The 26,509-nt window shown below is 62.8% G+C and carries 16 protein-coding genes; 3 read left to right on the top strand and 13 right to left on the bottom strand.

What is annotated here, in order from left to right:
• Positions 1–86: 86 nt before the first annotated feature.
• From OH764_RS10420 to OH764_RS10435, 4 genes are all read right to left on the bottom strand, one after another.
• Positions 87–2,789 (bottom strand): TonB-dependent receptor plug domain-containing protein, encoded by a 2,703-nt coding sequence (locus OH764_RS10420; RefSeq protein WP_498846731.1) that lies wholly within the window; start codon positions 2,787–2,789, stop codon positions 87–89.
• Positions 2,790–3,845: 1,056 nt separating this feature from the next.
• Positions 3,846–9,761: an excinuclease ABC subunit UvrA gene (uvrA, locus tag OH764_RS10425; protein ID WP_498848802.1), complete on the bottom strand. Its 5,916-nt coding sequence runs from the start codon at positions 9,759–9,761 to the stop codon at positions 3,846–3,848.
• A gap of 223 nt (positions 9,762–9,984) precedes the next feature.
• Entirely contained in the window at positions 9,985–10,302 is a 318-nt protein-coding gene (locus tag OH764_RS10430) for a single-stranded DNA-binding protein (RefSeq protein WP_498846732.1), read from the bottom strand.
• A 77-nt stretch (positions 10,303–10,379) separates the two neighbouring features.
• Positions 10,380–11,276 (bottom strand): LysR family transcriptional regulator, encoded by an 897-nt coding sequence (locus OH764_RS10435; protein WP_498846733.1) that lies wholly within the window; start codon positions 11,274–11,276, stop codon positions 10,380–10,382.
• Positions 11,277–11,391: 115 nt separating this feature from the next.
• On the opposite strand from OH764_RS10435, the gene OH764_RS10440 reads away from it, so the two are divergent.
• The gene (locus OH764_RS10440) at positions 11,392–12,135 is read left to right on the top strand and encodes an SDR family oxidoreductase (RefSeq protein ID WP_498846734.1); all 744 of its coding nucleotides are present in this window, start codon (positions 11,392–11,394) and stop codon (positions 12,133–12,135) included.
• Positions 12,136–12,270: 135 nt separating this feature from the next.
• Here OH764_RS10440 and OH764_RS10445 read toward each other — a convergent pair whose 3' ends face one another.
• From OH764_RS10445 to OH764_RS10455, 3 genes are all read right to left on the bottom strand, one after another.
• Complete coding sequence (locus OH764_RS10445) at positions 12,271–13,296, bottom strand: aldo/keto reductase (RefSeq protein WP_498846735.1); 1,026 nt, start codon at positions 13,294–13,296, stop codon at positions 12,271–12,273.
• 40 nt (positions 13,297–13,336) lie between these two features.
• A complete protein-coding gene (locus tag OH764_RS10450) occupies positions 13,337–15,061 on the bottom strand; it encodes a tetratricopeptide repeat protein (RefSeq protein WP_498846736.1) in 1,725 nt (574 codons plus the stop codon).
• A gap of 66 nt (positions 15,062–15,127) precedes the next feature.
• Positions 15,128–15,688, bottom strand: a complete 561-nt coding sequence (locus tag OH764_RS10455; RefSeq protein WP_498846737.1) for a DUF4142 domain-containing protein — start codon at positions 15,686–15,688, stop codon at positions 15,128–15,130.
• A 313-nt stretch (positions 15,689–16,001) separates the two neighbouring features.
• Between OH764_RS10455 and OH764_RS10460 the strand changes: the two genes are divergently transcribed.
• Positions 16,002–16,976 carry a chemotaxis protein CheV gene (locus OH764_RS10460; RefSeq protein ID WP_498846738.1) on the top strand — a complete coding sequence of 325 codons (975 nt, stop codon included), beginning with the start codon at positions 16,002–16,004 and terminating at the stop codon, positions 16,974–16,976.
• Between the two features lie 39 nt (positions 16,977–17,015).
• On the opposite strand, the gene OH764_RS10465 is transcribed toward OH764_RS10460, so the two are convergent.
• The 6 genes from OH764_RS10465 to OH764_RS10490 all read right to left on the bottom strand — a co-directional run bounded on the left by OH764_RS10465 (position 17,016) and on the right by OH764_RS10490 (position 24,059).
• Positions 17,016–18,104, bottom strand: a complete 1,089-nt coding sequence (locus OH764_RS10465) for an asparaginase (RefSeq protein ID WP_498846739.1) — start codon at positions 18,102–18,104, stop codon at positions 17,016–17,018.
• 122 nt (positions 18,105–18,226) lie between these two features.
• Positions 18,227–19,474 (bottom strand): metal-dependent hydrolase family protein, encoded by a 1,248-nt coding sequence (locus tag OH764_RS10470; protein ID WP_498846740.1) that lies wholly within the window; start codon positions 19,472–19,474, stop codon positions 18,227–18,229.
• Positions 19,475–19,553: 79 nt separating this feature from the next.
• Entirely contained in the window at positions 19,554–20,855 is a 1,302-nt protein-coding gene (locus OH764_RS10475) for an MFS transporter (protein ID WP_498846741.1), read from the bottom strand.
• A 163-nt stretch (positions 20,856–21,018) separates the two neighbouring features.
• Positions 21,019–21,936, bottom strand: a complete 918-nt coding sequence (locus tag OH764_RS10480; RefSeq protein ID WP_498846742.1) for a LysR family transcriptional regulator — start codon at positions 21,934–21,936, stop codon at positions 21,019–21,021.
• Between the two features lie 77 nt (positions 21,937–22,013).
• Positions 22,014–22,658 (bottom strand): pyridoxamine 5'-phosphate oxidase family protein, encoded by a 645-nt coding sequence (locus tag OH764_RS10485; protein ID WP_498846743.1) that lies wholly within the window; start codon positions 22,656–22,658, stop codon positions 22,014–22,016.
• Between the two features lie 120 nt (positions 22,659–22,778).
• The gene (locus OH764_RS10490; protein WP_498846744.1) at positions 22,779–24,059 is read right to left on the bottom strand and encodes an MFS transporter; all 1,281 of its coding nucleotides are present in this window, start codon (positions 24,057–24,059) and stop codon (positions 22,779–22,781) included.
• Positions 24,060–24,401: 342 nt separating this feature from the next.
• Between OH764_RS10490 and OH764_RS10495 the strand changes: the two genes are divergently transcribed.
• Positions 24,402–26,495 carry a TonB-dependent siderophore receptor gene (locus OH764_RS10495; RefSeq protein WP_498848803.1) on the top strand — a complete coding sequence of 698 codons (2,094 nt, stop codon included), beginning with the start codon at positions 24,402–24,404 and terminating at the stop codon, positions 26,493–26,495.
• Positions 26,496–26,509: the final 14 nt, after the last annotated feature.

Genomic DNA, 26,509 nt, shown 5'->3' on the forward strand with positions numbered 1-26,509 from the left:
AAGTTGGGCTGCTTCGGTCCCGAAGACGGGAGCCGAAGCAGCCGACCGACTAAACAGACTGCTTTTCAAAAACAGACATCGAGGACTTAAAAGCGGTACGTCGCGCCGACCTGGAAGAAGCGGCCGATGTTGGTGTAAAGCGACTGGTCGTAGCCGGTGATATCCGGCGTGGCCTGCCACTCGACGTCGAACGGCGGTTTGCGATCGAAGATGTTGTTGATGCCGCCGTAGATGGTCCAGTGCTTGAAGCCGCGATACGTGGCCACGAGGTTGAACTGGCTGTACGACGCCACCGATAACGTGCCGCCGTCGCCGAATTCGGACGCCACCGCATTCGTGTAAGGGCCCGTGTACTGCCACGTGAGTGTGGTCGTGAGCTTGCGATAGTCCCAGCTCAGCCTCGTGTTGCCCTTCCAGCGCGGGTTGCTCGCGCCGAACGGTTGCAGCAGCGCAAGGTTGTTACCCGCGAAGTCCTGCGTCGGTGCGCCGGGGCTGTTCAGCTTGAAGTGCCACACATAGGCCCAGTCGCCGGCGAGCGTGAACGTGCCGTACTTCGTGCCGACCGACTTGCGGAAGTTCATGTCGAAGCCGTCGGTGTCGAGCGAGCCCAGATTGACGAACTGTTCCTTGATGTAGGCAACCGTGCCATCCGCATTGCGAATCACCGTCGACGGGTCGTTCGCGTTCATCACCGCATTCGGATCGTTGGTGCCGATCACGCCGTCGATGTGAATCTTGTAGAACGCCGCGCCGATATCGGTCGACGAATCCGGCGAGAGCTGGAAGCCGATGTTGTAGTTCTTCGTATGCTCGGGCTGCAGGTTCGGATTGCCATTGACCTGTTCAGTCGTAAAGCGCTTGGTCGACGAACCGCTCGGATCGTTCGGATCAACCAGGTTCTGGTGCGCAAGGTAGGTTGCCTGCGAGTTTTCGACGAGCGTCGGCGCGCGGAAACCGCGGCTATACGACGCAAATGTCGTGAGCGCCTGCACCGGCTGGAAGCGCAGCGCAAAGCTCGGCGAGAACGCGCCGCCAAAGTCGCTGTAGTGATCGTAACGGCCCGCCTGCGTGAACGTCAGATTGCGGATGATCGGAATGTCAACCTGGTAGTAGACAGCGGCCACGTTGCGCTCGCCGTCGACCGTCTGCACGTTGGCCGGCGCGGTGATGCCCTGCACAGTGTACGTGCGCGAATTGATCAGCGAACTTTCGTGGCGGAATTCCGTACCGAAGCCGACGCCGACCGGGCCGCCCGGCAGATTGAACAGATTGCCGGTCGAGGTTTTCGCCGTCACGCTGTCGAGCTTCGAGATCGCCTGCTCGTAGTCATTCTGGAACACGCCGTTCAGCCCGTTGGGCGTCGCGGACGGATTCGAGAAGTCGTACACGCCGTTCTGCAGAATGTTCTCGACACCCGCCACGTTCAACATGTTTTTGTAGGTCGTGTCCACGGTGCTTTGCGAATGACCATAGTCCGCAGACCAGTCCCAGTCGCCGAACTTCTGCGTGGTGAACGAGCCCTTCACCCCGGTCATCGCGCGCCAGAAGGTGGACACCGTGTCCGCTGAAACGGTGTTGGGGAACGTGTAGTTGATCTGCGCCGGTGCGCCGAACGGGTTGTACGGATTGGTCCCAGGAACGGTGCGCGACAGCGGCAGCGCGGATCCGGTGGCCGGATTGTAGGCGTTGGTTATGCTTGAAAGTGCCGCGGGGCCCTCGTTCTGCACGGTTTCGTTGCGGCTCACCCATAAGTCCGCGTACGCCTGCACGTCGTCATTGATCTTGAAGGTGCCGCGCACCTTCGCGTTCAACCGCGTTGTAGAAGGAACCAGCGAGGTCGTGCTCGCGGGATTCGATTTACACTCGGCGCCGCCGTCCGCCGACACGCTGCCGGGCGGGCATGGGCTGAGCGCCGTCTTGGTGCCGTCAGGCGCGGTCCAGTACGACTGCTGATTCGGCCCTAGCGGGCCAGCGAGGCCGCCGGGGAACTGGCTGAAGTCCTGGTTGGCCGTCATCGAACGATCGGCGAGCGAGGAACCGGTGTCACGGTAATAGCTCGCCGCAGCCGTTACGTTGAAGCGGTCCGAATTCAGATCGCCGAAGCCGCCGAGCACGCCGAAGTTGCCCTGCGCGTCGCCCGGATGCTGAGCCTTGCCCAGTTGGCCGTCGAACTGCAAGCCCTGGAAGTTCTTCTTCGTGATGATGTTGACCACGCCGGCAATCGCGTCCGAGCCGTACACCGACACCGCACCCGTCTTCACGATGTCGATGTGATCCACCATATTGAGCGGGATGGAGTTCACGTCGAAGAACGTGTCGGTGAAGTTCACCGCCTTGCCGTAATTGGCGACGCGCTGGCCGTCGACCAGAACCAGCGTGTACTTCTCGCTCAAGCCGCGCAACGCGATGCCGCTGCCGCCCTGCGCCGAGCTGTTCATGGTCGTTTGGCCCCAACTGCTGCCCGAATTGGCAGAGGTGCCGCGCAGGAAATCTGCCACGGTTGTGTAACCGCTCTGCTCGATTTCCTTCGGCGTGATGGTTTGCACCTCGGTATTGCCGACCTTATCCGACGTGCGGATCAGCGAGCCGGTGACTTCCACGCGCTGCATCTTCGTTACGTTGCCCGAGTCCGTCGCTGTCGGAGTGGCTTCCGACGTCGTAGTGGCCGCGGTATTGCCGGTCGTCGCCGGCTGGCTTTGTGCAAACGCCGGTGCGGCCATAGCCGCCGACAAGGCGAGTTCTGCCCAAAGCATCCTTTTAATGGCCAACGCCAATGCCCTTTGTTTCATTTTCCCCTTCTCACTTGTCAGTAAGACCACACCTGTTGTGCAAAGAAAAGCCTTATGAACTTCCCTGCCCTTTTACGACGACGGCGCACCACGCTCTACCGAATATGCCCAGCATTAGTGCAAATAAGTCCAAAACGATTAAATTGCGTTTAATCCAATCACTTTGCGAAAGGCGATACGAATCCAATTCAATCGATTGAATTGGACTACTAATTTACTAACAGAAATGAAAGCTTTTCTATTCGTGCAATGTTCATGTCGAAGTGAGCCTGTCCGCTTTCGCGGCGCGCCACATTCGGCGCGGCTCGGCACATTCACTACGCCACGAACAATTTGGATGCCTAACTTTTCATCAACCCGCCAGCGTTCTGCCGAGGGCACTTCCGGTGCGAGCTTGCTTCTGCCCAGCTGATCTGTCAGTGAGTTGAAAGATTCACTGACTGGGGAACACTGTTGCTACAAAACCGCTTACTCGCGCAAGGCTGAGCTCGAGTAGCGGTCCGTGTCATACGGTGGCAGAAACATAGCAAGTCAGAATCACGTAGTCAAAATTTGTTTGATATAAGCAAATATTGTTTCGCACGGCGCTCATTGCTCGTCCGACTGCTATGTCGCGAAGCCGGACCAACCCTGGAGCCGGTCATGACAAGCGATTAGGAATTTCCAACGCGAGCGGAAGCGGCGGCCGAATTACGGACGCGTGACTTTCAATCAGGCTGGAAAAGCGTAAGGACGAGCCCGGTGCGCGTGTCCCGCCAACGCACCAAGCGTTATGAAACACTCAATGGACAGGGACAATAACAAATCAAAATCGGTCGTCAAACTTTTTTTGATGACATTGTTTCAATCTGGCACTACCCGGTCTTTAGACAGGACGTTCTAAAGTTTTTCGAATTTGCTCGTGTGCCAACCCGGCTTGCGACATACGACGATGTGACATTGCACTAAACAAAACGTTGTCTCGAACTAAACATGCCTGGTGGAATGGAAAGGGCCCGCATCGCCTGATCGGCAATGCGGGCCCTCTCTTCGTTGCTGCGCGATTCGAAGTTTCTGCTACCCGTTGGTGCCTTCGCCCGCTTCGACTTGCGCTGCGCGAGCGCCGCCATGTGCAGTACGGTCGAGCACAGGCTTCAACGCTGCGCCGGTGTGGCTCGCGCGAACCTGCACGATTCCTTCGGGGTCCGTAGCAGCGACGACTGTCCCGCCACCCACACCGCCTTCGGGACCGAGGTCGATGATCCAGTCTGCCTCGGCGATCACATCGAGGTCATGCTCGATCACCACGACGCTATGGCCGCCGTCAGCGAGACGATGCAGCACGCGAATCAACTTGGCGACGTCGGCCATATGCAGCCCTACCGTCGGCTCGTCGAGCACATACAACGTATGCGGTGGTTTTTGCCCGCGCCGCGTAATGTCGTCGCGCACCTTGCTCAACTCAGTGACGAGTTTGATGCGCTGCGCCTCGCCGCCCGACAAGGTAGGCGATGGCTGACCGAGCGTGAGGTAACCGAGCCCCACGTCTTTCATCAACTGCAAAGGATGGGCAATGTTCGAGATGGGTGCAAAGAACTCGACAGCCTCGTCGATTTCCATGGTGAGCACGTCGCCGATATTCTTGCCCCGCCACGTCACCGCGAGCGTTTCAGGGTTGAAGCGCTGCCCATGGCAGACATCGCACGGCACCTTTACGTCCGGCAGGAAGCTCATGCCGATGGTGCGCACGCCTTGTCCTTCACAAGCCGGGCAGCGGCCCTCGCCTGTGTTGAACGAGAAGCGCGATGCCGTGTAGCCGCGCGCGCGGGCTTCGAGCGTGCCGGCAAACAGCTTGCGAATTGCGTCCCACACGCCGATGTACGTCGCGGGACACGAGCGCGGCGTCTTGCCGATTGGCGTCTGATCGACTTCCAGCACGCGGTCGATGCTTTCCCAACCCGTAATCGAATCGCAGCCCTGCCACGCATGCGTGACGTTCAGCGGGGCACGTGGCGCGGTGCGCGCGAGCACGCTCGAACGACGGTTCGCGGCGGGCTTTTCTTCTGCCGCCGCTCGCGCCCGACGCGTAGCCGGCGACGACAACACCGAGCGCCCAACTGCGTCGAGCAGATTCGCCATGAGCACGTCACGCGCGAGCGTAGACTTGCCCGAGCCGCTGACGCCCGTCACCGCGACGAGCCGCGACAGCGGAATGCCCACGGTGACATTGCGCAGATTGTGCAGTTTGCCGCCGTGCACGGTCAGCCAGTTCTCGGGCACCGCCGCCGCGCGCTTGCCTGGCGCGACGACTTTGCGACGCGGCTGCAGCGGATGCACGATGGGCGTTGCGAGAAACTGCCCCGTCAGCGATTCAGGCTGCGCGGACAGATCCGCCACGCTGCCCTGCGCGATCAGCGTGCCGCCACGCTTACCGGCGCCCGGCCCGATGTCGATGATGTGATCGGCCCGCCGGATCGTGTCTTCGTCGTGCTCGACGACCACCAGCGTATTGCCTTTGTCGCCAAGCTTGCGCAATGCGTTCAGCAGGATCTGATTGTCACGCGGATGCAGGCCGATGGTCGGCTCGTCCAGCACATAGCAGACGCCTTGCAGGTTGCTGCCCAGTTGCGCGGCGAGGCGAATGCGCTGCGCCTCGCCGCCCGACAGGCTCGGCGCAGCCCGGTCGAGGCTCAGATAACCGAGCCCCACCTCTTCGAGAAACTGCAAACGGCTGCCGATCTCGCTGACCACGTCGCGCGCAATCTCAGCGTCGCGGCCTGTCATGTGCAACCCGTCGATCCATGCGCGCGTGTCCGACACCGTCCATTGCGCGACGTCGGTAATGGCTTGAGCGTCGAACGTGACGGCGCGCGCGGTGGGATTCAAACGCGTGCCCACGCAATCCGGACACGGTTCGTCGACGAGACCTTCGGGTTCCTGCTCTTCCGACGGCAAACTCTGTTCGCGGCCACGATTGTCGTCTACGACGATCGTGTCGTCGTACGCGGCGCGTTGCTCGCGCGTGAGCGCGAGCCCCGTGCCCACACAGGTCGTGCACCAGCCGTGCTTACTGTTATACGAGAACATGCGCGGATCGAGCTCGGGATAGCTCGTGCCGCAAACCGGACACGCCCGCTTGGTGGAGAGCACCTTGACCGCGCCGAGCTTCGCGGTGGGCTGCCCGCCGTTTATTGCGTCATGCAGACCATCGAGCGGCGCGAGCAGATGCATCACACCCTTGCCGACTTCCAGCGTCTGATCGAGCGCGTGCCGCAGTTCCGCTTCGTTGTCCGCGGACACGATCAGGTCGGCAACCGGCAGTTCGATAGTGTGCTCACGGAAGCGGTCGAGCTTCGGCCACGGGTCCACCGGCACGAATTCGCCGTCCACCCGCAGATGCGTATTGCCGCGTGCTTTTGCCCACTTCGCGAGATCGGTGTACACGCCCTTGCGGTTCACCACGAGCGGAGCGAGGAAGCCGACGTGCTGTCCCTTATGGTCACGCAGCAATTGCGCGGCGATGGACTCGACGCTTTGCGACGTAACCGGCGTGCCGTCATGAATGCAATGCTGCAAACCGAGCTTCACATACAGCAGGCGCAGGAAATGCCACACCTCGGACGTGGTCGCCACTGTACTCTTGCGGCCGCCGCGCGACAGACGCTGTTCGATCGCGACCGTCGGCGGGATGCCGTATACCGCGTCGACCTCAGGCCGGCCGGCGGGCTGCACGATGGAACGCGCGTACGCATTGAGCGATTCGAGATAGCGGCGTTGCCCTTCGTGGAAAAGAATGTCGAACGCGAGCGTCGACTTGCCTGAACCCGACACACCGGTGATGACATTGAACTTGCCATGCGGGATGTCGACGTCCAGCGCTTTCAGATTGTGCTCGCGCGCGTTGACGATGCGCACGACGTCCTCACCTTCGATTGCGCGGCGTGCGCGCGCCGCGCTCAGCGCCTTCTGCAACGGAATGCCTTGCGAAACCTCCTCGGCAGGCTCCGCAGCCGCGCTCATTGCGCGGTCGTAGTGCAACAGCGCTTCGCCGGTATGCGATTCGGGGCAGCCCTCGACGTCTTCCGGCGTGCCGGCGCACAGCACGCGGCCACCGCCGTCGCCGCCTTCGGGACCGAGGTCAATGATCCAGTCTGCCGCGCGAATCACGTCGAGATTGTGCTCGATCACGATCAGCGAATGGCCGCTTGCCAGCAGCTTGCCGAACGCCTGCATCAGCTTGGCGATATCGTCGAAATGCAGGCCGGTGGTCGGCTCGTCGAACATGAAAAGGCGTTTGGCGACTGCCTGCTTCGCGCCGCGCGCGGTGCGCGCCTGCGCGGATTCAGCGAGAAAGCCCGCGAGTTTGAGCCGCTGCGCTTCGCCGCCCGACAACGTGGGCACCGGCTGGCCGAGCTTCACGTATTCGAGCCCCACGTCGACGATAGGCTGCAGCACGCGCAATACTTCGGCGTCCTTCGAGAAATAGGCGGCGGCTTCGCTGACGGTCAGTTCGAGCACGTCTGCGATGCTCAACGCACGCGCGGGTTCGCCGCGCTCGATCTTCACTTCGAGCAGTTCGGCGCGATAACGGCGGCCGTCGCAGTCCGGACAGCGCAAATACACGTCGCTCAAGAACTGCATTTCGATATGTTCGAAGCCCGAACCACCGCACGTCGGGCAGCGCCCGTCGCCGGAATTGAAGCTGAACATGCCCGGGCCATAGCCGCGCTGTTGCGCGAGCGGCGCCTTTGCGAACAGCTTGCGGATCTCGTCGAACGCGCCGACGTAGCTCGCAGGATTGGAGCGCGCAGTTTTGCCGATCGGCGACTGGTCGACGAACACGACGTCGGTGACCTGGTCCGCGCCGGTCAGGCTGCGAAATGCGCCGGGCGACTCGGTGGCGAGACCGAAGTGCCGCGCCATGGCCGGATACAACACGTCTTGCAGCAGCGTGGATTTGCCGGAGCCCGACACGCCGGTTACGCAGACGAGCCGTTGCAGCGGAATCTCCACCGTCACGTCGCGCAAATTATGTTCGGTCGCGCCTTCGAGCACGATGCGAGGCGTGCTCGCGTCGACCGGGCGCTGCGACCAGTGCGCCGCGTCCGCCACGTGCCGGCGGCCGCCGAGATATTCGCCGGTGAGCGTGCCCGACGAGCGGATGGCCTCGGGCACACCGTCGTAAATGATCGAGCCGCCCCGCTCGCCTGGCCCCGGCCCCATGTCGATCAGGCGATCCGCTGCCAGCATGACCGACGGATCATGCTCGACCACCACCAGCGTATTGCCCGCGTCCCGCAGACGATGCATGGCTTCGACGATACGGTTCAGATCTCGCGGATGCAGGCCGATGCTCGGCTCGTCGAGCACGAACAGCGTTTTAGTGAGGGACGTGCCGAGCGCCGTTGTGAGATTGATCCGCTGCACTTCGCCGCCCGACAGCGTGCGGCTCTGGCGGTCGAGCGTCAGGTAGCCGAGCCCGACGTCGCATAGGTATTTGAGGCGCGTGCGCACTTCGGCGAGCAGCAGCTTGAGCGCGTCGTCGAGCAAAGCGCTCGGCAAACTGATTTCGTCGAAGAAGCGGCGGATGCGCTCGATCGGCATCAGCATCAGGTCGTGCACAGTGAGGCCGGGCAACGCTTCGAGCTGAGCGCGGTTCCATTCGACGCCGCGCGGCATGAAGCGCTGCGCGGGCGTCAGCACGTCGTCGGCGTTCTTCTTGCTGCCGAGGCGCCACAGCAGCGATTCCGTTTTCAGGCGCGCGCCGCCGCAGGTTTCGCAGGGCGTGTAGCTGCGGTACTTCGACAGCAGCACGCGGATATGCATCTTGTACGCTTTCGATTCGAGATATTCGAAGAAGCGTTTGACGCCGTACCAATGGCTTTGCCACTTGCCGTTCCAGTCAGGCGAGCCGTTGATCACCCAGTCGCGCTCGGCGTCCGTGAGTTCGCCCCACGGCGTGCCGCGGCGAATGTCCGCCTTCGCCGCGTAGCGCATCAGATCGTCCTGACACTCCTTCCACGCCGGCGTTTGCATGGGCTTGATCGCGCCGTCGCGCAGCGTCTTGCGCGCGTCGGGAATCACGAGACCCAGGTCGACGCCGATCACGCGGCCGAACCCGCGGCAGACCTCGCACGCGCCGTAGGCCGAGTTGAACGAGAACAGCGCCGGTTGCGGATCGGCGTAGCGCAGATCGCTCTCCGGGCTGTGCAACCCCGTGGAGAAACGCCAGATTTTCGGCTCGGCTTGCTGTGCCTCAGGTGCCTGCTGGACCTCGGAAGCCGGCGGCAGCACGTAGATATTCACGCGCCCGCCGCCGCGCTTGAGCGACGCCTCGATCGCCTCGACAACGCGCTGCTTGTCCGCCTGGCGCAGGCGGAAACGGTCCGCGACGACGTCCAGCAATTTGCGCCTGCCGGTAGGCGACTCGACCTCGCGCTGAGCCTGCACGCGCGTGTAGCCGCTTGCCGACAGCCATTGCTCCACTTCCTGCTCGGACGCCGACTCCGGCAACTCGACCGGGAATGTGACGACTAACCGCGGATCGTCCTTTTCCGTGCGTTCGAGCAGTTCGGCGTAAATCGTTTCAGGCGTGTCGTGACGCACCTGATGCGCCGTCTTGCGGTCGAACAGTTCGGCCGCGCGCGCGTACAGCAGCTTCAGGTGGTCGTTGAGCTCCGTCATGGTGCCGACGGTGGAGCGCGAACTACGCACCGGATTGGTCTGGTCGATCGCAATGGCGGGCGGCACGCCGTCGACCCGGTCGACTTGCGGCCGGTCCATGCGATCAAGGAACTGCCGCGCGTACGCGCTAAACGTTTCGACGTAGCGCCGCTGCCCTTCCGCGTAAAGCGTGTCGAACACGAGGCTCGACTTGCCGGACCCGGACGGACCGGTAACGACCGTCATTTCGCCGGTTTTCACGTCGAGATCGACGTTTTTGAGGTTGTGCTGGCGCGCGCCGCGAATCTTGATGATGCCGTTGGATGACAATTTTTCGACCGTCTGAATGAGTGGGCCACCTCTCACGGACGCCTCGCGACCGCGCAAGTTCAGTGCAAACGAGCGCTAAGGCGCTGAAGCCGCGCCCCGCTTGCAGTTGAACACTATACTGTATATTTATACAGTTTTCCACGACGCGCACCGGCCGCGGTTGGCACACGTCGTGTCATAACGCGCCGCCACACGGCTGGCGGGCGCCATGCCGTGCGCGGTGTCAGGCGTCGCCGTCCTTGCGCCCTTCGTAAGCTGTCAGGAGCTTGTGAGCGACCATGTCGACGGCCGGTTTGACCAGGCCGTTCTTGTCGGTCCACACCTTGGGCGTGAGTGCCCCGCTCAGTGCGACGCTGTCCGCGTCGCTCAACGCAAGCAGCGCGGTTTGCACGCCGCTATCGAACGCAATCACGTTGACGAAAATCGTGTCGCCGTCATTGGTGACCGCGCGCACCTTGCAGGTCACGAAGCGCGTACCGTTTTGCCCCGTGCGAAGCTGCGCCTCGCCATACAGGCGCCCGCTCACCAGTCCATCGATCATCTTGCTGCTCCATTGATTGCAGGTTCCGCACCCGATGTGCGGCGCACATCATCCCACGAGACCTTACACGGCGGCGCTTACGCCGTGCCCGCCGCCTCGAAGATATCGCGCAGCCACGTCGCAAACACGCGGACCCGCGACGACAGTTGCCGATTCTGCGGATACAGCACGGACACCGGCATCGGCGGCGGCGGAAAATTCGCGAGAATGATCTTAAGACGCCCGCTCGCCAGTTCATCCGACACGCGATAGCGCGGCACCTGAACAATGCCGAGCCCGGCCACCGCCGAACCCGTATAGAGCTCGACGCCCGTCACGGACACCGTGCCGGGCAACAGCATCGGCGTAATGCGGCCTTCGATGTCGAATTCGAGCGGCACCGGCTTGCCCGTTGCGCTAGACACATAGTTGACCGCGCGGTGCGATTCGAGCACCGACGGATCGGCGGGCTCGCCATACTTCTCCAGATAGGCCGGGCTCGCCACCGTCACTTGCTGCAGATGCGCGACACGCCGCGCGACCATCGACGAATCCTGCAGCGTGCCGGCCCGCAGCACGCAGTCGATACCCTCGCGCACCAGGTCGACCAGGCGGTCGTCTTCGCCGATTGTCAGTTCGATATCAGGGTAGCGTGCAAGGAACGCCGGCAGCGTCGGCACGACGAAGTGCCGCGCAAGCGTGCCTTGCAGATTCACGCGTAACAGGCCTTTCGGCGCCAGGTTCGAGAACGAGCCCTCCGCCTCTTCCATATCGGCGATCAACCGCACGCAGCGTCCGTAATACGCCTGCCCGTCGGGCGTCAGGCGAACCGTTCGCGTGGTGCGCTCCAGCAGCCGCGCGCCGAGCCGCTCCTCCATACGTTTGATGAGGTTCGTGACCGTGGCGCGCGGTATCTGCAAGTCGTCGGACGCACGGGTGAAGCTTTGCCGCTCGGCGACCCGCACGAACACACGCATTTCTTCGAAACGGTCCATATGAGCGCTATTGTTAAAGAAGATCGAATGATGATGGCGAGTCTAACCCGATTATCTCGAAGCGCAAAGCGTCCATCATTCACCCACCAACTCAATACCGAAAAGGAAACGCACCATGGACACAATCAGAAACGCACAAGTCGCTATCGTTACCGGCGCATCGCGCGGCATCGGCGCCGCCATTGCGCGACGCCTTTCGACCGACGGTTTTGCGGTCGTCGTCAACTATGCGTCCAGTTCCGGCGAGGCCGACGCGCTCGTCGCCGAACTCAACGGCGCGGGTGGGCGGGCGGTGGCGGTGAAGGCCGATGTGTCGAAGGCTGCCGACGTGCGACGTATGTTCGAAACCGCCGAGCAGCAACTGGGCAAAGTGGACGTGCTGATCAACAACGCCGGCGTGATCAAGCCGACGCCGCTCGCCGACACGAGCGACGAGTTGTACGACCGCACATTCGACATCAACGTGCGAGGCACCTTCAATACGTTGCGCGAAGCGGCGGGCCGCATGAACGACGGTGGACGCATCATCAACTTTTCGAGCACGACCGTCGCGCTGAACATGCCTGGCTACGCGATCTACAGCGCGACCAAAGCCGCGGTGGAAACGTTCACGCACGTGTTCGCGAAGGAACTGCGCGGGCGCAACATCACGGTGAACGCGGTGGCGCCGGGCCCGGTCGCGACGGCGCTGTTCTTCGACGGCAAGACCGACGAGCAGATTCAACACTTTGCAAAAATGCCGCCGCTGGAGCGCCTCGGGCAACCGGAAGATATTGCGTCGGTGGTGGCGTTTCTAGCGAGCCCGGCAGCCGGGTGGGTCAACGGGCAAGTGCTGCGGGCAAACGGCGGATTGGCTTGAGGCGTGTCGGGCTCCGCTCCAGCAACCTGAAGCGGCTCAACGCAGTGGTCTGAGCGGATTTGCAGCGCGCGTGAGTCCGGGCACTCGTGACGAGCCGCCGGGCTCACGCGTCAGAACTCGCTGCGAACCGCCCGCCTAAACCGCTTTGGGATTGCGCTCGGCGAATCCTTCCTGATGCCAGTACGGATAAGCCGGCCGCACGGCACTGGCCGCATCGAGCCTTGCGACCTGCTCCGGCGTCAGGTTCCAGCCGACCGCGCCCAGGTTCTGCCGCAACTGCTCTTCATTGCGGGCGCCGATCAGCACCGTCGACACCGTCGGACGCTGCAACAGCCAGTTCAGCGCGATCTGCGGCACGGTCTTGCCGGTTTCCTCGGCGATCTCGTCAATCGCGTCGAGCACGCGGTACAAATACTCGTCCGGCACCGGCGGTCCCATGTCGGCGGTCTTGTGCAAACGGCTCGTGTCCGGCAACGGCTGGCCGCGCTTGATCTTGCCGGTCAGACGTCCCCAGCCGAGCGGGCTCCACACCACGGCGCCCACGCCTTGATCGACGCCGAGCGGCATCAGTTCCCACTCGTAATCGCGCCCCACGAGCGAGTAGTAAGTCTGGTTCGCGACATAACGCGGGTAGCCGTAGCGGTCCGCCGTGTCCAGCGACTTCATCAGATGCCAGCCGGAGAAGTTCGACACACCCGTGTAGCGGATCTTGCCTGCGCGCACCAGGTCGTCCAATGTGGACAGCACTTCCGTGACCGGCGTTCTGCCGTCGAAACCGTGCAGTTGGAAAAGATCGATGTAATCGGTTTGCAAGCGCTTGAGCGCTGCGTCCACTGCCTGAATCAGATGAAAGCGCGATGAGCCGACGTTGTTCGGACCATCGTCGAAACGGAAGGTCGCCTTCGTCGAGATGATCGCCTTATCGCGCTTGCCCTTCAGCGCTTCGCCGAGCACCGACTCCGAAGCGCCGCGCGAATAGATGTCGGCGGTGTCGAACATCGTCACGCCCGCATCGAGGCAAATGTCGATCAGACGCCGTGCTTCATCGACGTCGGTCGAGCCCCACGCCTGAAAAAAATCACCCTTGCCGCCGAACGTGCCCGTGCCAAAACTCAGCACCGGCACCTTGAAACCGGACGCACCCAGATGTCTGTATTCCATTGATGAATCTCCGTGGCATAGCCGTCATTTAAACGGACGTTCAGTCTACGCCGGTCCACGCGAGCGCGTGGTCGGCGAGCGCTGCGCGCACGGTTTCCATCACGCTGTCCCAATCGCCCAGCGACGGTTGTCTGAAGAGCCTTGCGCGCGGATACCAAGGGGTGTCGCTGCGCTCCAGCATCCAGCGCCAGCAGGTGTCGAAGCGGTTGAGAATCCACACCGGCCTGTTCAGTGCGCCGGCGAGGTGCGCGGTGGATGTGTCGACGGAAATCACCAGATCCAGGTTCGCGACGAGGGCCGCGGTGTCGGCGAAATCGTGCAGTTCGCCGGTGTGGTCCACGACATGCGCGGCGCATTCGCCGGCAGTCAATTGTTGCGCTGCCGGTCCTTTTTGCAGGCTGAAGAACTGCACGTTGGGCACATCGAGAAGCGGCGCGAAGCGCGCGAACGTGAGCGAACGGCGCGCGTCGTTCTTGCGAAGCTCCGCCACGTGCGGGCGGTTCCCGCCGGCCCACACCAGGCCGACCTTGAGGCGGCCTCGTGCGTCGGCCTCGATACGCTCGCGCCATGCGCGCGCCGCATCGGGCTCTGCAGAAAGATAAGGCGTGGACGATGGAATGCTGCCGGGCGACGTGCCGAGCGCGAGCGGCAAGCTCAACAGCGGACAGTGGCAATCGAACGGCGGCAGCGGTTCGCCCGCTTCGACGATCTGATCTGCGCCGTCGAGCGTGGACATCAGCCGCCGCAACTCAGGCTGCACTTCGAGTATGACCTTCGCGCCGAGCTTCGACACCATTGCCGCATAGCGGCAGAACTGCAGCGTGTCGCCAAGCCCCTGCTCGGCGTGCAACAGAATGGTCTTGCCGTCGAGCGAAAAGTCGCCGAGCCAAAGCGGTTGCTCGATGACGCGCCGGCTCGCCTTGATGCGGCTGCGCTCCCAGCGCCATTCATACTTCCGCCACCCCGCTTCGAGCTGCCCCAATTGCAGCAGACACAGCGCTTCGTTCCAGTGGGTCTCGGCGGCTTCGGGATTGAGCGCAAGCGCGCGCTGATAGCTGGCAAGCGCCTGCTCATGTTGCCCCTGATCGATCTGCGTAAGACCGAGGTTATTCCATGCATCGACGAAGCCCGGCGCCAGTTCGAGCGCGCGCTGATAACTGCGCTCGGCTTCATGCGGCTCGTTCATATCGGAGAGCGCATTGCCGCGATTGCTCCATGCTTCGGCGTAACCCGGTTGCAGCGCGAGCGCGCGGTCGCAGCTGGCCAATGCGTCGGCGGGACGGCCCAGATCGCGCAGCACGCACGCGCGGTTGTTCCAGGCCTGCGCGAAATCGGGGGCGAGCGCGATCGCCCGGTCGAAGCTCGCGAGCGCGTCGAGCGGACGATCGAGGCCCGCCTGCGCGTTGCCGCGATTATTGAGCGCGTCGGGAAACTGCGGCTGTAAGGCGAGCGCGCGGTTCGCACTGGCCAACGCCTGATCGAAACGATGCAGCGCGTTCAACGCATACGCCAGGTTGGAATGAACCGCGGCCTGTTTCGGGTTGACCGCGAACGCCCTCGCGAGCAGATCGACGCCCTCTTCGATGCGGCCGCTCTGCAACGCCAATGCGCCCAGCAGTTGCAGCGCGTCGAAATGTCGAGGCTTGAGTTCGAGAATCTCGCGATAAAGTTCCTGCGCCTCGGCCAACGCGCCGTTCTGTTGAAGCGCGACCGCTTGCCTAAGCATATGGTCCAACTGTTGCGCCAGATTGGCAGGCTTCTTCATGCGATGAATCCGGAAAAACGCGCGCCGCGCCGCTTTCCTCCAGCGAGGCGGCACGCGTGCAGTGCTTTATTGCGCCGCCGTCAGATGCTTGCGTTTGGCCAGTTCCTGCGCCATCGCGTAATGCTCCTGAATGGTCGGCAGCGCCTTTTTCGCCGCATCCTTCAACTGCGGATCGCGGCCCGAAGCGATCTCTGCCTGGAACGCCGACAATGCCTTCTGCTCGCCGGCGAGCGCGACCTGCTCGATATAAGCCTTGTCGAACTCGGCGCCACGCAGATTGTTGATGCTCGCGAGCACGGCAGTGTCAGGGTCGTTCTTCGGCACGTCGACGCCGCGCGGGCTCGCCGCGCGGAGCGCGTCCGAGATCTTAGCGTTATCGGTCGAGACGCGCTCGGCGAATGCCTTGACGTCGCGGTCCGTGGAACGCGAGTTGGCGATGCGCGCGGCATCGCGCTGGGTGGCGACGGCCTTAGTGCCGTCGGCAATGAACGTCTGGTCGGCAGCATGCAGACGGCCCGCGTCCGGCGCGGCGGCTGCCGGCGCCGTCTGGGCGCTGGCCGCCGTGGCGACGGCCAGCAGGCTCGCCATAGTGGCGCTGACGATAGTGGCGAGAGGCAAGCGGATCATACGTTCTCCTTGGATTGAAAGCGAAACGGCAACAAGGCACGGGGCGCCGCGCGGCACCGCCGTCCATCGCGGGAGATTCTAGAAGCGCGCCCCGGCGAGGTGTGATACGACGCTGTGGCTTGTGTAACGGCAGGTAACCTTCACACGAATGACGCGGTCTCGTGAATGAGATCGGTGACTCACCTAGGGATTGCCAGCAGAAATCCGGCAAACCGCTGAATTTTTCGACAAGCGCGCCGATAACAAAAAGTAAGAGGCGCGACGGCATCAATCCACGCGAGCGCGCCACGCACCGCAATCCTGGAGAGATTCGATGGCAGCAGATAACCGCGCGCACGACGAACGCAGCAACCTGACGAGTTCCAATAAATTCGAACTTCTGCTGTATCGGCTGGGCTCCGTCCCCGGCAGTGACGCGCATGAGCTTTACGGCATCAACGTGTTCAAGGTCCGCGAAATTTCGACAATGCCGCCGGTCACGCCGATCGCCGGCTCGTCGCCGTTCGTGATGGGGGCCGTCGACATTCGCGGGCAGATCATTCCCGTAATCGACTTGCCGCGGCTCATGGGCTGCGAGCCCACGCGCGGTCTGAATATCCTGCTCGTCACCGAATTTGCGCGCTCCACTCAGGCGTTCGCGGTCGAGGAAGTGGACGACATCGTGCGACTCGAGTGGAATCAGGTGCTCTCCGCAGAAGGCGCGGCGGGCGGCAACCTGGTGACGAGCATTGCGCGGATCGACGGCAATACGGGCGATTCGCGGCTCGCGCAGGTGATCGACGTCGAGCAGGTGTTGCGTGACGTGTTCCCCTCGCAGCACCCGAGCGTGGACCCGACGTCAGTGGGCGATGCACTCGGCATTCGCCCGGGCGCGAAGATTCTTGCCGCGGACGACTCCGGCTTCGCCCGCAAGCTGATCGAGCAGGCATTGACCGCGATTGGCGCCGAATACGTGATGACCAAGACGGGCGAAGAGGCGTGGCAGACCTTGCAACAAGTCGCCGACGAAGCACAGAGCAACGGCGCGCGCGTCAAGGACAGCATAGCGCTCGTTCTCACCGACCTCGAAATGCCCGAGATGGACGGCTTCATGCTGACTCGCCAGATCAAGGCCGACGAGCGCACCCGCGACATTCCGGTGATCATCCATTCGTCGTTGACCGGCGCGGCCAACGAGGCGCATGTGAAGAACGCCGGCGCGAACGGCTATGTCGCGAAGTTTCAGGCCGGTGAACTCGCAAGCGCGATACGTAGTGCGCTGATGTCTACGGCAGAAGCCGCGGCCTGACGAAATCGCGTGAGCGCCGGGCGTTGCCCGGCACTCGTCCTATCGGGACGCTTCAAGCGCAACCGAGAAGACCCGCCGGCCAGTTGCGACGCCCATGGTGTTGAGCATCCTGGGCGCATGGAAAGAGTCGAGCTTCGAGCGCTGTTCGGCGGTCCCGATGTCGAGTTGCGCCAGCAGTTCGGCAACCACCGCGTACAGCATGCCGACATTGCCATCCTCGATTTTTACGGCGATGCCGAGTGCACCTTGTGCGCCCGCTTTCGACGTGTGCGCGGCAGTCTGACTCGATGCGCGCACGCCGATCCCGTAACTGCCGTCTGCACCGAGCTTGCCCACGAGCGCGCCGCCAAACGCGTTCATCAATATCGTGCAGAAGCGGCCCTCGCCCCCCACCAGTTCCGGATAAGCCGTCATCGCGCGATAGATGCGCGCAAGCGCCGCTGTCCGCGCGGTGGGCGCTGCCCCGGACGACGAGACCTCGTCCTGCGCCGCGGCCAGCTTCGCAAAGAGACGTGCGAGACGATCGAGCGGAAAGGCCGGCGTGGGCAGATTGCAACCGTCAGTGGCCCATTGCACGCCGTCGTCCGGCAAGTCGCAGACGTCGGCCACCGTGTGCTTCACGCGGATCTGCAACGGATGCTCCGGCTGTTCGTAACCGCTCAACGCCGCGCCGATCGAACGCGCGCCGGCCAGCATGCCCGCATGCTTGCCCGAACAATTGCTGCACACGGCGCCCGGTTTGAAATCGCGCTTGATCCAGTCGACATATACCGCATCGGACAGCGGCGGATGACCGCCGCAGCGCAGATCGGTTTCGCTCGCCTGCGCTTTGACGAGCATCTGCCGCGCACGTTCGATATGACGCGGCTCGCTGCTATGCGAGGCGCACATCAGCGCGAGGTCCGCATCGTCGAAACCGAAGCGCTCGAGCGCGCCCGTTTCAAGTACCGCCAACGCTTGCGCGGGCTTGGCGGCGGAGCGAGCCAACGTCATGCGCGACGGGTCGCCGAACGAATACAGCAGGCGGCCATTCGAATCGACGACCGCAACATGCGCGCGGTGCGTGTTCTCTACCGAGTCGCCGCGATAGACGGTCGCCGCAATCGGCCCGTCCGTGTGCAAAGTCATGCCCGTTCTCCTCGTGATCGCGCAAATCGTTGCGCTGGCAATCAAGCGTTGTGCGCCACGATTCTACGTAACGAGCGCACGGGCATCAATTGCACGCGATCAGGCCGGCATGGCACGCTGCCTCAGCGCGAGACGACCGCCCCGCGCTCGCTCACGACTTCGCCGCGCTGCAACACATACGCGAGCCGCTCGCCCTGCCCGGTCAGCGTGCCGATATCGTCGAGCGGGTTGCCGTCGACCACCAGCACATCCGCCACCGCGCCCGCTTCGATTGCGCCGAGCTTGCCTTCTTGCGCAACGATCTCCGCTGCGATCGTGGTTGCCGAGCGCAGCGCTTCGAGATTGCCGAGCACTTCTGCGCGAATGCGCAGTTCGTCGCTCTGGAACGCGTGCATTTCGCCGAGCAGGTCGGAGCCGAAACCCATGGGCACACCTGCGTTCGCGTAGATCTGCAGCGAATCGCGTCCAGCTTGCCGCACGGTTTCGACCTTCGCGATCGAATCGGGCGGCAACCCGTAGTCGGCGCCGTGCTTCGCAAGCGCGTCGTAGGTGACGAGCGTCGGCACGACGAACGCGCCATGTTCGCGCATGAGTTTCGCGGCGGCTTCGTCGACCAGATTGCCGTGCTCGATAGTGCGCACGCCGCAGCGAATCGCGCGCGAAATCGCGCGGCCGGTGTACGCATGCGCCATCACATAGGTGTTCGCAGCTTGCGCTTCGGCGACGATCGCGCGGATTTCGTCTTCGGAATACTGCGTGTTGCCGATCGGATCGGTTGGCGATGCCACACCGCCCGATGCCATGATCTTGATCTGCGTCGCGCCCTTCTGGATTTCTTCGCGGACGGCGAGACGCACGGCATCCACGCCGTCCACCACGCGCGCAATTGCGCCGGCGCGAAAACAGCACGAGCACGGCTCCAGCATATCGCCGCGCGGACGGAAATCGCCGTGGCCGCCCGTCTGCGAAAGCGCCTTTCCCGACGGGAAAATGCGCGGCCCCGGAACCAGGCCGTTTTCGAGCGCCTGCGTCAAACCCCAATCCGCGCCGCCCGCATCGCGCACGGTCGTGAAGCCGCGGCCGAGCATCGCCTTCAGGATCGGCAGCGCGCGAATCGCCGTGAGGATGTTGGGCTGCGTCGCGTTCGTACCGAGGTTCGCACGCGAAGCGAGCACATGTACGTGACAATCGATCAGACCTGGCATCACCGTCTTGCCACGCGCGTCGATCACGCGTGCGTTCGGCAGATCGACGGGACGATCGGTGACTTCGACGATATGGCCGTTCTCGATCACGACATGATGGTGTTCGAGCAGAATGCCCTGCTTGAGATCGAGTACGTTGCCGCCATTGATTACCGTGATGCTCATGGGAATTGTCCTGACTTGCTGACTTGATGACTTGATGAGAATCCGTGCGGCCGGAAGCGCACCGCACGCGCTGCCCGATTCAGTGCCGCTGCGGATCGCGCACGAATGACGTGCCCGTCAGGCTGATCGCGGCGGCGATCATCACGTAGAACGCGGGTGCCATGTTGCTGCCTGTCGACGCAATCAGCCACGTAATGAAGAACGGTGCGAAGCCGCCGAAGATCGTCACAGCGAAGTTGTAGGCGACCGACAGTCCCGTGGAGAGCACCTTGGTTGGAAACAGTTCGGAGAACGCCGCGAGAATGGGTCCGGTGTATGCAGCGATCAGCAGACCGAACACGCCCTGAAAGACCATCAGCGAAGCGAGGCCCGGCGCCCGGTTGATGTAGGCGAACATCGGCCAGGCCAGCACGAGAATCAGCACGGCGGCCCCAGACAGGAAGCGGCGGCGCCCGTAGCGGTCGGCGAGTTTGCCCACCACCGGAGCAAAACACATGATCATCGAGCCGCCGAACATGCCCGCGAGAAATCCGGTGGATTGCGGCAGATGCAACGTGCGGACCGAGTACGTCGGCATGTAGAACAGCAGAACGTAGGTGCAAACGGTCCACAGAATCACCATCGAAAAGCTCGCGAAGGTTTCTCGCGGGAAGCGGCGGAACACTTCGGCGAGCGGCGAATCGTCTTTCGCTTCGTCGGCCACTGCGCTGAAGGCAGGCGTTTCGTCCATGCGGCTGCGAATGAAATAGCCGACAGGTCCAATCAGCATGCCGATCAGGAACGGCATTCTCCAGCCCCACGAATGAAGCGCTTCGGTGCTCAGACTGCTGGTCACGAACGTGCCGACCGCTGCGCCCAACAACACCGCAAAGCCGATGCTCGACTGAATCCAGCTCGAGTAGTACGCGCGCTTGTTAGCGGGCGCGTACTCGGTGAGAAACGCCGTCGCGCTCCCCATCTCGCCGCCCGCCGAAAACCCTTGCAGCAATCGCGCGATCACGATCAGCACCGGCGCCCACAGGCCGATCTGCTGATAGGTCGGCGCAATGCCAATGAGCGCCGTGCCGCCCGCCATCAGCAGAATGGTCAGCGACAGCGCGGCCTTGCGCCCGACCTTGTCCGCATACACACCCAGCACGATGCCGCCCACCGGACGCATGAAAAAGCCCACACCGAACGTGGCGACGGCAAGCAGAAGCGAGGTCAGGTCATTGCCGGTCGGAAAGAACAGCTTCGCGATAATGACCGCGAAGAAGCTGTAGACGGTGAAGTCGAACCATTCGAGCCCGTTGCCAAGCACGGTCGCGACAATGGCGTGCCGCCGCTGACGCGCGAGCGTGTCCACGGAGAGCGGGACGTTGGATGAAAGCGTTCCTTGCATGGTCTCTTTCCTCATCTGGCTGCCTGTCAGGCAAAGTGTCGGCAACGCGCCACGCCGTCATCGCGGCGCTTTTGCATGCATAACGCCGATCGTAGAGAGACCTGAATTGTTTTCGAAACGAAAGATTCGCATGCACGCATGCGTGCAGCGCATGCGAACCCGTTCAGGCCGCCGCCCTGCCCGTCTGCGCTTCAGCCTGCTCGAAGAGCCACCGCGTGAACACGCGCGCGGCCTGGTTCTGTGAGCGATCGTTCGGCGACACCACGTAGTAGCCGCCGCCGTGACTTGCGGATGCGTGGGTGGCGCGCACCAGCAGCCCTTCTTCGAGACATCGGTCGATCATGTGCCGCCATCCGAGCACGACGCCCTGACCGAGAATCGCCATTTGTACGAGTTGCGGATAGTGATTCACCATGACTACCTGCGGCGCAACGGGCATTTGCACGCCGTTGATGCGAAACCATTCCGGCCACGACATCCATTGGCGCTGACCGTCTTCCTGAATCAGGAGCGTTTCCTGAGCAAGATCGGCGGGCTCGAGCACGCGGCCTGCGAGATAGGCGGGCGAACAAACCGGGTACACCTCCTCGTCGAAAATGCGGCGGGCGGTGTAATGCGGCTCGGCATGCTGGCGGATGTAGTAGAGACCCACATCGAATTCGGCGGGCGACATCGACGCGAGTCCGTCGCGCACGATCATTCTGATTTTCACGTTCGGGTAAGCGGCACGAAACGCACCGAGCCGCGGCGTCAACCACAACACGGCGACGCCCGATGAACACGCGATCGTCAGTTCCTGGTCGCCATAACGCTTCATGACGTCGAGCGTCGCTTCGGAACAGTTCGTGAGCAGCCATTGCACGCGCTTTGCGTAACCTTCGCCGGCGATGGTCAGACGCAACGCGCGATGCTCACGAACGAACAGCGACCGGCCGAGGAATTCCTCGAGTTGCTGGATTTGCCGGCTGACCGCGCTTTGCGTCAGATGCAACTCCGCGGCGGCCTTGGTGAAGCTTGCATGCCGCACAGCCGATTCGAACGCGACCAGGCATTGGAGCGGTGGTAAAGGAGCAATGCGCATGATGAAAGAGGCCGAGTCGCGATCGCACCATGATAGCGGGTGCGGCTCAGGCTCAGATCACCGTCGGGCACCGTCCTTCAAGCGCCGGAAGCAGCTGAAAGGCGCTTGAGTTCCGCTACTTGGGCTTCGAGTTCCTTGATCCGCTCGTCACGCTCCTGCAACGCCGCGGCGACGTCCGCAGCCTCGAAACGCTGCGGAATATGCTTAGGGCAATTGACGTCCCACGCATGCACGCTCATCACAATGACCCGTTCCCCGCGTGCCTTGTAACCCTGCGGCATGAGCTTCGCGAGCAGCGCGGGGTCGTCGTCGATCACACGCGCTTCGCCCCATATCTTGATGCGCCGGCGATGCGCATAGTCGACGAGAAAGAGATGCACTTTCGGGTTGTCGGTCAGATTGCCGGACGTAATGTACTGACGATTTCCGGCGAAGTCGGCGAACGCAATGGTGTGGTCGTCGAGCACGTGCAGGAAACCCGCTGGGCCGCCGCGATGCTGGATATAAGGTTGCCCTTCTGCGCTTGCAGTCGCGAAGAACACGCTGGTCTGCTGCTCGATGAAACGCGCGACGTCAGGCGTCAGCCGGGTTTGCCAGCCGTGCTCTTCTTCCATCCGGGCATACGCGTCGCGCGATCCGTTGCGGCTTTGCAATGCCTTGACGGTGGGCGTGAAAGCAATGTCGCTCGGATAACTGATCGGTTGCGAGTCGAGGCGTGTCATGAAGCGGCTCCTTCGCGGGTCGTTCCGCAAGTAACACGTCAACCTTAACCGTTAAAGCCTTTCTGGAGAACCCGGCCAGATCGAGAACCCGGTTTCCATCAATTGAGAATAGCGCGCCGCTCAGGTGCTCGGCACCAGTTCTTCTTCGCGTTCGAGCGAACGCGTGTTCCTCAGTTCGGGGAAGAGCTTCATCCACAGCAAGGCGACCGTGATGGTTGCGATGCCGCCTACCAGTACGGCCGTTCGTGCGCCCCACCAGCCGGCCGTCACGCCAGACTCGAATTCGCCCAATTGATTCGACGTCCCAATGAAAAGCGAGTTGACGGCGCTCACGCGTCCGAGCATTTCATCCGGCGTGCGAAGCTGCACGAGCGACAGACGCACGACCACGCTGATGGTGTCAGCCGCGCCGAGCACCATCAACGCAAGCAGCGAAACGATGAACTGATGCGACAGGCCGAACACCAGCGTGGCGATGCCGAACACAACCACGCCGCCGAACATGGCCGCGCCGGGCCGGTTGCGCAGCGGGAAATGTGCAAGCCAGATGGTCCCGGCGAGCGCGCCGATGGCCGTGCCCGAGCGCAACAGGCCAAGCCCGAGCGGCCCCGTATGCAGGAAGTCCCGCGCGAACACCGGCAGCAACGCGGTTGCGCCGCCGAACAGCACCGCGAACAGATCGAGCGACAGCGCGCCCAATATGACCGGCTCCTTGCGAATGAACGCGATGCCGGAGAACACCGCTTCGAGCGTGACAGGCGCGCGGCGTGCCGGCTTCGCGCGTAGCGGAATGCCCCACACGGCTGTCGCGGCAGCAGCGAACGACAACATGCATGCGAGATAAGCGGCGCCCGGCCCGATGCCGTAAAGCAGACCGCCGAGCGCGGGACCGGCGATCTGCGCGGTCTGGTTCGCCGAAGTGGCCCATGCCGTCGCTTTCGGCAACTGCGCGCGCGGCACGACGCCCGGCAGCAGCGAAGCGACCGCCGGCGATTCGAACGCTCGCGCCGCGCCTACGCATGCGGCCAGCGCATAGATGACCGGCGCGCTGATCCATCCGCCAAAGGTGCCGCACGCGAACAGCAATGCGGCGACGCTTTCGAGACTCTGACAAATCGCCGCGATGCGCCGACGATCGTAGCGGTCCGCAAAATGGCCGACCACGAGCGTGAGCAGGAACATTGGCAGGAATTGCGCGAGACCGACTAGGCCGAGCGCGAACGCGCTATGCGTCAGCGCATAGATGTGCCAGCCCATCGCGACTGCGAGCATCTGGAACGACAGCGACGAAAGAATCCGCGTGCACCAGAAGCGTTGAAACGCCGGTTGCTTCGGCAGGCTGACGCTCGAGGTATCGGCGGAGTCTTTGCGATCGTTGGAATCGGCGGGAACGGGAGGCATCGAGGTCGTGGTGTTTGATTGGGCTGTGCGCGGGCGGCAGCTAGTTTAGAGCAAGCATGCGGGCTCTGCTGACGCGGCGGTCAACGGCGCAGTGCAAACGAGGCCGAGCCAATGCGGCCGCTTCACCGCTCCGCCGCCTACCTAAGATTTTCAATGTTTTCATTTGATAACAATTCTCATTTACATTATTCTCTCGCATCATTAATAAAAACTGACGCCGCCGGACACTCCCGACCGCTTTGGTGCGGGCGTGCCGCGTCGTCCGAACCATCCATGCGCTTCGTAAAAACTTCTGCACTACCGGGCCGCTATCGCCGGTCCGGCATCGGCTTGCCGCTTTCGATGATGATGTACATGGCGACCGCGCCAGCTGCGATGGCCGCCGCTTCCTCCGACGCCGCGAGCGCCCAGCCCTCCGCTTCGACGGAATTGCCGGCGGTCGCCGTGCAAGGCACCGCGCTCGCCGACCCGACCGTCGGCTATCGTCCGCGCACGAGCGAAACCGCGAGCGGCATCGCGACGAAGATCAGCGACATTCCGCAGTCCGTCGCGGTAGTGAGTTCGAGTGTCATGCAGGACCAGCAGGCGCGCACACTCGACGACGTACTGAGTAACGTAAGCGGGATCACGCAAACCAACACGCTTGGCGGCACGCGCGACGCGTTCATCAAACGCGGCTTCGGCTCGAACGACGACGGCTCGATCCTCGTCGACGGCATGCGCTCGCCTCTCTTGCACAACTATCTGGCGACGATCGACCGTGTTGAAGTTCTCAAAGGCCCCGCCTCACTGCTCTACGGTATTCAGGAACCGGGTGGCGTGATCAACCTGATCACGCGCAAACCGGAGGACACCTTCCACGGCTCCGTCTCGGCAAACTACACGAGCCATCACGGCAGCGGCACGGGCTTCGACCTGACCGGGCCCATCGGCGAGCCGGGACAGGTCGCGGGCGGCACGCTCGCCTTTCGCCTGACCGGCGAGTACAACACGGCGCGCTACTGGCGCAGCTTCGGGCGTCAGCGCGATTCGCTGATCGCACCGTCGCTGTCGTGGCATGACGCCAATACATCGATCGACGTGAGCTACCAGTACGTCGATTACACGACACCCTTCGACCGGGGCACCGTGCTCGTCAACGGCCATCTCGACGACGCGCTGCGCTACACGCGCTATGAAGAACCCTGGGCGCAAAACTCTGGCGAGCAGGAAACGCTGCGGGCGAAGATTGAACATCGCTTCTCGGACGAATGGCGCGTACGCGCGACTTACGGATGGAGCCGCGACCGCTACGACCAGTACATCACGCGCGCGACGGCGTTCAACAGCACGACCGGTATCATGAGCCGCTCATCGGATGCGAATCTGCAGCGCAACGACTCCGACGAGATCGCCACCGTGGGCGCGATCGGCAATCTGAATCTCGCGGGCATGCGTCACGAGCTATATGTGGGCGGCGAGTACGAACGGCAGCGCAGCTTTCGCGGCGACACGATTCGCGGCAAGGCAGTGTCCGGCTTCGATCTGTACGAGCCCGTCTATGGAACGCTCGCTGCGGGCGGTACGCCGAGCGCCGCGCAAAGCGATAGCTTGTCGAAAGTGCACACCTACTCGGTCGTCACGCAGGACACCGTTCATCTGACCGACAGGCTGATCGCGGTAGGCGGCGTGCGCTGGGAGAACTGGCAGCAACTGTCGGGCGTGGGCCGTCCGTTCGTGATCGCCGATGACTCGCATGGACAGGTATGGCTGCCGCAATTCGGCCTCGTGTACCGGTTGACACCGGCGCTTTCCGCGTATGCGAACTTCAGCAAGTCGTTCGTGCCGAACGTCGCCACACAAGTGAACGAGCCGCTCGCGCCGGAGCATGGACGCGTGTTCGAAACCGGCCTGAAATTCGACTCGCACGGTATCACCGGTACGCTCGCGGTTTATCAGATCGACAAGCAGAACGTTGCAGTAACCGTCGGCGATACGACCGAGACAGTGGGCAGCGCGAGATCGCGCGGTGTCGAACTGGACGTTGCCGGACGGCTCACGCAGCACGTAAGCTTGATCGGCAGCTATGCCTATACGAACGCGACGGACCGCGACGACGGCACGCGTCTTGTGAATGCGGCGCGTCATACGGGCAGTCTCTTCGCCGTCTACGACACGATGCTGCCCTACCTGCCGGGACAATGGCGCTTTGGCGGCGGTGCACGGCTCGTAAGCAAGCGGCCGGGCGATACGGCAAATAGCTTCACGCTGCCCGGCTATGTGGTTGCCGACCTGTTTGCCGCGTACGACACGAAAATCGGCAAGATTCCCACGCATGTGCAACTGAACGTGAAGAACGTGTTCGACAAAACTTACTATCCGTCGAGCAACAGCAATCTGATCATCGCCGTCGGCGAGTCGCGGCTCGTGATGCTGAATACGACGTTTTCGTTCTAAAGCGGCATTCGACG

Origin of the sequence: Burkholderia sp. M6-3, from assembly GCF_050858985.1 — a bacterium.
GTDB classification, from domain to species: Bacteria; Pseudomonadota; Gammaproteobacteria; order Burkholderiales; family Burkholderiaceae; genus Paraburkholderia; species Paraburkholderia caledonica.